This is a genomic window from Leisingera sp. JC1 (assembly GCF_001679925.1).
In the GTDB taxonomy this organism is placed as follows: Bacteria; Pseudomonadota; Alphaproteobacteria; order Rhodobacterales; family Rhodobacteraceae; genus Leisingera.
Genome location: NZ_LYUZ01000111.1, coordinates 18,982 through 27,783, shown reverse-complemented (window position 1 = coordinate 27,783; position 8,802 = coordinate 18,982). Strand labels below are relative to the sequence as shown.

Below are 8,802 nucleotides of genomic sequence, written 5' to 3'. Positions count from 1 at the left end.
CCGTATTGCTCCGGTGCAGTACCCGGCAGAGGACACCTGGCTTGGCGGAGCGCTGCCGCCGCAGCCTGCTCCGCCGCAAATGCAGCCGCATTACCAGCCTGTAACGGGCCAGCAGTCGGCCGGAGCCGGTATTTTCCCCGACATCGTGCAACCTGGCCATGCCGCTCAGCCGCAGGTGCAACCGCGTATCGCGCTGGCTGATGCGCTGAAGGCACAGGGCAGCGGCGCTGCGCAGTCCTCCAATCCGCTGATTGCGGCAGCGGCAGACCTTCTGGTGCTGCTCGGGCGGTTGCGCACCGGGCTGGTGGAAATGCAGGCGCCGCCGCTGATCGACCACGTGGTCCGGGAAATCGACGCATTCGAGAAAAAGGCGCACGCTGCAAATGCTGCGCCGCAGGACGTTCTTGGCGCAAAATACGCGTTGTCCGCCACAGCGGACGACATCGTCCAGAATCTGCCCGGCACTGACCGAGGCATGTGGCAGGAATATTCCATGGCGGCGCGGTTCTTTGGCGACCGCTCGTCCGGGGTGGGCTTCTTTCAGAAAGTGGACGAGGCGATGCGCGCGCCCGGCCAGCGCTTTCACCTGCTGGAGCTGATGCTGACCTGCCTGTCCTTGGGATTTGAGGGCCAGTACCGCACCATGCCCAACGGCACGGTGGAAAGCGCCCGCATCCGCACAGCTATCTACGAAACCCTGCGCCGGGTGCAGGCGCGTCCGGATGACGATATCTCGCCGCGCTGGAGCGCGGTACCGCTCGGTACCCGCCGCAATCAGGGCAAACTGCCGCTGTGGGTGGCGTTCAGCGTGTCCGCAGTGATGGTGATGGCGCTGTTCGCAACGCTTTCGACCCTGCTCACCCGGCAAAGCGCCGAAGTGCGCGACGGTATCCTGGCGCTGCATCAGGGCCAGCCTGGCATCGTCATCGAGCGCACGCAGCCGGTTGTCCGCCCGTATGAACCGCCGCCCAGCACGCAGATGCAGCGGTTGACCGGCGCGCTGGAAGGCGAGCTGGAAACCGGCCAGATCGAGCTCGGCCAAACCAATGACTGGGTGCTGATCCGTGTCGGCCAGGCGATGCGCTTCAAGTCGGGATCTGCGGATCTGAGCAGCGATATCAGCATGCTGGTCAATGCTGCCGCCGCGGCCCTGGACGGGGAAACCGGCCCGGTGCGGGTGGTCGGCCATACCGACAGCGTGCCGCCGTCGGGCCGCGGCCGTTACAAGACCAATGAGCAGCTTTCACTGGCCCGGGCCGAAACCGTCGCAACCGTTCTGGGCGCGGCACTGGCCGACGCCAGCCGGATCTCGGCCGAAGGCAAAGGCGCAGTCGATCCGATTGCAGACAACAGCAGCCGTGAAGGCCGGGCGCGCAACCGCCGCGTCGAAATCATGATTCCGAGAGACAACTAGAATGTTCCGGCTCCTTTCCTTTCTCAGCCTGCCAGTCCAGCTGCTGCGCAAGCCCTGGATGCGCATTCCGCTGATCGTGATCGGCATCCTCGCCCTGTTTGCAGCCATCTGGTTCGGCTTTCCGATGACCGGCCTGACCTTGTTCGCCGCGGTCTGGTTCCGCGCCGCGGTGATTGGCGCGATCCTGTTTGCGCTGGCGCTGTATTACGGGTTGCGCTGGCGGCGGCGGCGCAAACGCGCGCAGGATCTGGAGGACAGCCTGCTTCAGGAGCCCGTGGGCGATGCTTCGGTTCTGAACGAACGCATGCAGGAGGCGATGGCGAAGCTGAAGAAGGCAGGCGGCCGGAACTACCTGTATGATCTGCCCTGGTATGTGATCATCGGACCGCCTGCGGCAGGCAAGACCACCGCGCTTTCCAATGCCGGAATCGAATTTCCGGGCCAGGATTCCCTGCCGGACAAGGCGCATGGATTCGGCGGAACCCGCAACTGCGATTTCTGGTTTGCCGAGGACGCGGTGCTGATCGACACCGCCGGCCGCTACACCATGCAAGACAGCGATGCTGCGGCAGACAAGGCCAGCTGGGATGCCTTCCTGGGCCTGCTCAAGAAAGGGCGCCCCGACCAGCCGGTGAACGGCGTCATTCTCGCCTTTTCGGTCGAGGACATGATGTCTGCCTCCCCCGCCTCGATTGCGGCCCATGCCGCCACGGTGCGGGCGCGGCTGGGAGAGATCCACGAGACCCTCAGGATCGACTTCCCGGTCTATGTGCTGTTCACCAAGGCTGACCTGATTTCGGGCTTTCGCGAGTATTTTGCCAGCTTCAGCCAAAGCCGCCGCAAATCCGTCTGGGGGGTGACCTTCCAGACCAAGGACCGCGGCGTGGAAACCTATAAACAGGCAGGCACGGAGTTTGACCAGCTGATCAGCCGCCTTTCGGACGAGGTGATCGACCGGATGAACGAGGAACCCGATGGCGCCAGCCGCATCGCGATATTCGGCCTGCCGGGCCAGATGGCAATGCTGCGGGAAAACATCTGCGAATTCCTGCGTGTCGTGTTCGAACCCACCCGATACAAGACTAGCGCGCTGTTGCGCGGTTTCTATTTCACCTCCGGCACGCAAGAGGGCACCCCGGTCGATCAGGTTCTGGGAGAAATGTCGCGCAACAGCGGGGATGCGGGTCTGTTCCAGCCTGCCTTCATGTCGGGCAAGGGCAAGTCGTATTTCTTGCACGACTTGATGAAGAAGGTGATCTTCGAGGAGCGCGGCTGGGTCGGCTTCGATCGCGCCGCCATGCGCCGCACGGTGCTTCTTCGCAGCTCGGCCTTTGCCGCCATCCTGCTGGGCACGGCCGGGTCAATGGGCGCTTTCGGCTACAGCTACTGGCAGAATGCCACGCTGACCCGCAATGCCGAACATGACGCGGTGGCGTTCTTCGATGCGGCCCGCAACGAGCTGTCCCGCACCGTGATTGACGACACCGACCCCTCGCCGGTGATGCCGCATTTGCAGGACCTGCGTGACATGACAACGGGGTATGGCGATCCGGAGCAGCCGGGGTTCTGGCAGGGGCTTGGCCTGTCGCGCCATGCGGAACTGTCGGGAGCCACACACCGGGCCTATTCCGACGGGCTGGAACGCATGCTGCGGCCGCGGCTGGTGCTGCATCTGGAAAACGCCATTCCGCAGCTCATTGCCGATGAAGACACCGCCGAAGTCTACCGTGCGCTTAAGGTTTATCTTCTTCTTGGCGGGACGGGGCAGGGCACTGCCGCTGACAATGACGCTGCCGTCACCAGCTATTTCGAGCAGCTGTGGCGCGGCCAGTTCAACGCGCCGGGCCAGATTGACGAACGCCAGCAGTTGCTGGCGCATATGGAGGCGCTGCTGGATCTGGACGGGGATCGCAAGCCGGTGATCGGCATCGACCCGGAAATCGTGCGGCAAGCGCGTGAGGCAATCGTCAACCTGCCCCTGGCGGAACAGGCCTATGCCCTGATCAAAGAGCGCGCAGCAACCTCCGGCATTCGCGATTTCAGCATGGCGGAACGGCTGTCAGGCCAGGTGGCCCAGGTTCTGGAAACCACGGACGGAACGCCGCTCCAGTCGGTTGGCGTGCCGGCGCTTTACACCTTTGAAGGGTACTGGGGCTATTTCCTGGAGGAGCTGACCACGGCCCGCACCCGCCTGCGCGAAGACCAATGGGTACTGGGCGACGCCGCAGGGCGGGTCGGCTATGAAACCCAGCTCGCCGGGCTGGAGGCGGAGCTGCACCGGGTCTACCGGCTGGAGTTCAGCGCCGCCTGGAAGGCAATGTTCACGCAGATTGGATTGGCCCGGATGTCAGCGGACGCTCCGCAGTACGCAGCCCTGGCCGCGGCGTCGTCTCAGGTCGCCTCGCCGCTGCTGGAACTGGTGGAAGCGGTCGAGGAGGAAACCCGTCTGTCCCGCTTCTATGATCAGCTCGACACGCTGGACCCGGCTGCGGTCGCGGCCTCCGGCGGCGATCTGGGTGCCAATATGGGTGATGCCGTGTTCAAGCGCATCTACAGCAAATCCGGAGTCTTCCAGAAGGTGGCACTGGACAGCTTCAAGGCACGCGGCAAGGTGCAGACCCAGGCAGGCGCAGCCGGTCAGGCCCATGGCGAGGACTTGCAGCGGCGGCAGGTGGAACGCATCTCCGATGACTTTGCGCAATGGCACAGCCTGCTGAACGGCAAGCCGGGGCAGCGCCCGATTGACCTGGTGCTCGCCGCGCTTGGCGACCTGCGCGAAAACCGGCGGCAGGCGGCTGTTGCGCCGACACCGGCGGACGAGGCGATGCTGAGTCAGACACTGTCGGCCTTGACGATGAACAACACAGCTTTGCCCGCCCCGCTGGCAAAACTTCTGAATGAGGCCGAAAGCGAATTCCGCGCGGAGGCCCAGGACGCGGCGATGACACAGTTGAACCGGGTGCTGAATGACGAGGTGACTCAGTTCTGCCGGGACTTCATCGCACCGCTTTACCCGTTTGGCAGCGGCCGTCATGTCTCGCCCGCGGTGTTCGGCCAGTTCTTCGGCCCCGGCGGCCGGATGGACCGGTTCTACACCTCTTACCTGCAGCCGCATGTGGTCCGCACTCCCGATGGGCTGAAGCCCGCGCCGGGCAGTGCAACCGGGCAGCGGCTGTCGCCCGGGGTCCTGCGCCAGTTTGGCAATGCTCAGGCGATCCAGCTGGCGTTCTTTGCCACCGGCGCGCCGGAACCGGAGGTGAGCATGTCCGTTGTGCATGCGGATTCCTCTCCTTCGGTGGAGCTGGCGGTTCTGTCAGTCAACGGCACCTCCGTGCGCACCCAGCCCGGCAGCACCCCGGCGGCGTTGTCCTGGCCGGGGCAGTCCTCCGGTGTTTCGGTGGAACTGTTCCCGCAGAAGCGGCAGCGGCAGTCGGCGCTCAGCTTCACCGACGGGCGMTGGGACATCGTAACCTTCCTGCGCCAGGGCCGCGCCAAGATCACTGGCAATGTGGTGGACGTGCGCCATGAGATCGGCGGCCGCTCGATCAGCTACCGGATCGAGTTCGACAGCACCACAGTGCCTTTCCTGATGCCGGAACTGGCGGATTTCTCCTGCCCGGTCACCTTGGAGTAGCAGAATGGACGCGGACATCGGCCTGTTAGGCAAACACCCCGGATACGGTGATTTTCTCCGAGCCAATGTGGCGCCCCATACGGCAGAGCAGCTGGAAGCCTGGCTGGACGCCTGTCTGCCGGAGATCCGCGACCAGCAGGGGCAGAACTGGCCCGCTTTCTGGGAGCAGGCGCAGGACCTGCGTTTCTGGATCGGGCGTGCCGTGCTGGGGTGCAGCCTGATCGGGGTCCTGCGCTGCTCGCGCGACCGCGCCGGGCGGCGCTACCCTCTGTTTCTGGTTGCGCAGGGAGCCGCGGTGCCTGCCCCGCTGCAGGATCCGGACCAGTCCGCCTATGAAACGCTGGCCGCGCATTTCTCGGTCATGCAGCCGGGGACGGGCGGGGCTGCGCTGCTGGATGGGCTGCATCTGCAGCTGCCTGCCGCAGATGACGCCGCCGCGCAGAGGGGCAGCACGCTGTGGGCGCATCAGCCGAATGGCGATCTGTCCAAGCTGCTCAGCGCGGCCAGCGGAGCCGATGCTGAACGCGCATTGCTGACCCGCAGCTACTGGTGGGCGCCTGCCAGCAGCTCCAAAGCCGCCATCTGGCTCGGATGCGCCGGCATGCCCGCGGCGCCGGCCCTTCACTGGCTGCTGGCCGGCACGCACCGCAGCACAGAGGATGCGGACGGTGAAAGCTGATTTCTGCCCAGAGTTTGAAACCGGATCGGCCACCGATGTGGGGTGCCGCCGCGATGTGAATGAAGACGCGTTGCTGGCGCGCCCGGACTGGGGGCTCTGGGCTGTGGCTGACGGCATGGGCGGCCACGCGGCGGGAGACTTTGCCAGCTCCGCTATTGTCCAGCAACTGGCTTCCATCGGCCGCGCCGCGTCTGACGAAGATCTGACGTCCCGTTTCATGGACCGGCTGCGCCAGGCCAACGGCCTGATCCGGGAGCGGGGGGTGGAACTGGGCGGCAGCACAGTCGGCTCCACAGTGGTCTCACTTCTGGTGCATGGGTGCCGCTATACCTGCATCTGGTCGGGCGACAGCCGCAGCTATCTGCTGCGCAACGGCCAGCTGGTCCAGCAAAGCCGCGACCATACTGAGGTGAACGCGCTGTTGGCGGCGGGAACGATAACCCCGAAAGAGGCGGAAAACTGGCCGCGCAAGAATGTCATCACCCGCGCCATCGGCGCTGGCAGTGAACCGCAGTGCGACCAGGTCGACGGCAGGCTGGAGCCGGGGGATGTCTTCTGCCTCTGCTCGGACGGGCTGACCGAACATATACAGGACCACGAAATCGCTGCCTGCCTTGCATCTCTGCCGCCGCAACAGGCCTGTGACGCACTGGTCCGCGAAACGCTGAACCGCGGTGCCAGGGACAACGTAACGGTCGTGGCCGTCCGGTGCACTGCTGCCGCCGGCGGCGGCAGCTGGCCACCTGACGACATCCTGGATGATCTGGCATGACCGGGGCAGCGCCCAAAGACCCTTATGCTGACCGCTCCACTTCCGCTTCTGCAGATGCGGACGACCGGACGCAAGTCATCAGCGAGGCGCAGGCGCTGAGCATGCCGCGCCAGCCTGCTGCGCCGCAGGACTGCCCGCAGACGGCATTTTCAAGCGAACTGCCCGCCCCCGCAAGCGCCGGTCCCGCTTCGCTGGCCGGTCCGGCAACCGCCGAGGCTGCCTCAGGGCTCACGCCCGGCACCGTGATCAACAACAACTACCGCATTCAGGCTGCGCTGAAATCCGGCGGCATGGGCGAGGTGTACCGGGGCATCGAGATCGGCACCGAAGACCCGGTGGCGATCAAGGCAATCCGGCCGGAGCTGATCAGCGATGTGCAGGCTGGCGACATGTTCCGGCGCGAGGCCCGCACTCTGCGGCTGCTGACCGACGATGCTATCGTCCGATACTATAATTACGTCCATGACCGTGATCTGGACCGTTACTTTCTGGTGATGGAGTTCATCGGCGGGATCCCTTTGTCGGACCACCYGCGAAAGTTTGGACCCTTGGCTGGCGCACCCGCCAAGGTCTTGCTGCAGCGCCTGGCCAAGGGGCTTGTCAAGGCACACAGCAAAGGCGTTGTGCATCGCGACCTGTCGCCGGATAACGTGATGCTGCCGGATGGCATCGTCAGCGAGGCGCGGCTGATCGACTTCGGCATCGCCAGGGCGCAAACGATCCCCGAGGGTGCTGCAGCAGGCAAGTTCGCGGGCAAGTTCAAATACGTTGCACCGGAGCAGCTCGGCCACTTTGGCGGCAGTACCAGCCCGGCAACCGATATCTACGGGCTGGCACTGCTGACTGCAGCGGCGCTGCTCGGCAAACCTCTGGAAATGGGCAGCTCAATCCCCGAAGCGGTCGAGGCCCGCCGCGAGGTGCCGAATTTGTCCGGGCTGCCGGAGGAGTTCCAGCCGCTGCTGGCGCGGATGCTGCAGCCCGATCCGGCCAAGCGGCCCGCAACGATGCAGGATGTTTTGCAGCTGTCTGACGGCTTGGACGCACGGGCAGCGGCTTCTGAAAGGGGCGCCGCCAGCATTCCGCATCCGGTGCCGGGGGGGCAGGTATCCGCGGCCGGATTGGCTCTGCCGCCGCAGGCAGTCATTCCGGATTTGCAGGGTCCCGCATCTGCCGGCTCCTCCAGCCGGCCTCCGCCGCTCACCCACACAGGGTTAGTGCCGGCAGACCCCAAGCATGCGGAGAAAACCGGTGCCGGACGCAAGGCCGCCGTCTTCGGAGTTATCCTGCTGTGTGCCTTTGCGTCTGCCGCCGGCTGGCATGCCTGGCGAACAGGCCTGCCGCAGTCCGGGCTTGCCGCTCAAGCCTTCGGTGACCGGCAGCCCGCCCCGGACATCCCGCTGCCTTCCGCTGATACCCGCGAAGGGTTTCTTGCAACCTTCGACGCAGGCGACTGCAGCTTTGCCACCCGGCTTGCCGCCGGCCCCAGCGCCGGGATGGTGGAAACCTATTCGGCGGACGGCCGCGGTTTTGACGCCTTGCCTGCAGCTTATGAGGATCGCTTTGGCACCCGTTCCGCGCTGCTGCAACGCGCAATCACCCCGGAACAATGCGCGGCGGCTGAACTGGCCCGTGCCCTCCAGGGCCGCCAGGCAGACCCGGTGCAGCTAACGCTTTCAGGCGATCAGGCTGCCAGCGGCGAAACGCTGACAGCTGCAGTCCGGGTCCCCTCAGGCCAATCGGTCTGGGTGGTTCTGATCAGCGACCAGGGCAAAGTCTACAACCTCTCCAGCCGGCTGGCCCCAGGCCACGGCGCAAACCGGCACCTGGAATTCGCCTTGGCCTTGGCGCCGGAAGCTAAAACAGCTCCGCAACTCGTGCTGGTAGTGGCAAGCGGCACGCCCCTGGTACGCGCCGCCACCGCGGCGGACGGTAAAAAAGCGGCGGAACTGCTGCCGCAGGTGCTGGCGGAGATCCGGTCGGCCCGCGGCCAAGCCAGCGCAGCCCTTTCCTATGTTCTGCTGACGGCCCCTGATTCCGCCGCTTACACAGAACGGGGTTCCCTGGCTCCTCCCTTGGGAGATTGAACCGAAATCTCCAGCTCAACACCACGTTGGCAGGGAGATCCGGTTTCGGCGAATGAGACAGGGGGAGACCGCTCGAAGGCGCACACGCGACGACCGAGGGTGGCGCATTGCAAGCTTTGGCATGTCTTTCAAGGCGTCGCAGATGAAGCCTCCAAGAGAACACTTTGGCTTGCCAATGAGATGGCAGACCCGTCAGCCCCCAATAAGCCAACCGAGTTT

The 8,802-nt window shown here is 65.1% G+C and carries 5 protein-coding genes; all 5 read left to right on the top strand.

The features are described 5' to 3' along the window. Positions 1–1,414 (top strand): type IVB secretion system protein IcmH/DotU (gene icmH, locus A9D60_RS18095; RefSeq protein ID WP_141117967.1); only part of this gene is annotated, 1,414 nt, incomplete at its 5' end. A 1-nt stretch (position 1,415) separates the two neighbouring features. Beyond that, positions 1,416–5,048, top strand: a complete 3,633-nt coding sequence (tssM, locus tag A9D60_RS18090; RefSeq protein WP_065268881.1) for a type VI secretion system membrane subunit TssM — start codon at positions 1,416–1,418, stop codon at positions 5,046–5,048. A 4-nt stretch (positions 5,049–5,052) separates the two neighbouring features. Then, entirely contained in the window at positions 5,053–5,727 is a 675-nt protein-coding gene (gene tagF / locus A9D60_RS18085) for a type VI secretion system-associated protein TagF (RefSeq protein WP_065268880.1), read from the top strand. Beyond that, positions 5,717–6,499 carry a PP2C family protein-serine/threonine phosphatase gene (locus A9D60_RS18080; RefSeq protein ID WP_254656730.1) on the top strand — a complete coding sequence of 261 codons (783 nt, stop codon included), beginning with the start codon at positions 5,717–5,719 and terminating at the stop codon, positions 6,497–6,499. The genes tagF and A9D60_RS18080 overlap by 11 nt, the downstream gene beginning before the upstream one ends. Continuing rightward, positions 6,496–8,583, top strand: a complete 2,088-nt coding sequence (locus tag A9D60_RS18075; protein WP_065268878.1) for a serine/threonine-protein kinase — start codon at positions 6,496–6,498, stop codon at positions 8,581–8,583. The genes A9D60_RS18080 and A9D60_RS18075 overlap by 4 nt, the downstream gene beginning before the upstream one ends. Positions 8,584–8,802 lie beyond the last annotated feature (219 nt).

Excerpts from the sequence above, each read along its gene's own strand:
- tagF (WP_065268880.1), top strand. The coding sequence starts at position 5,053 with ATGGACGCGGACATCGGCCTGTTAGGCAAACACCCCGGATACGGTGAT.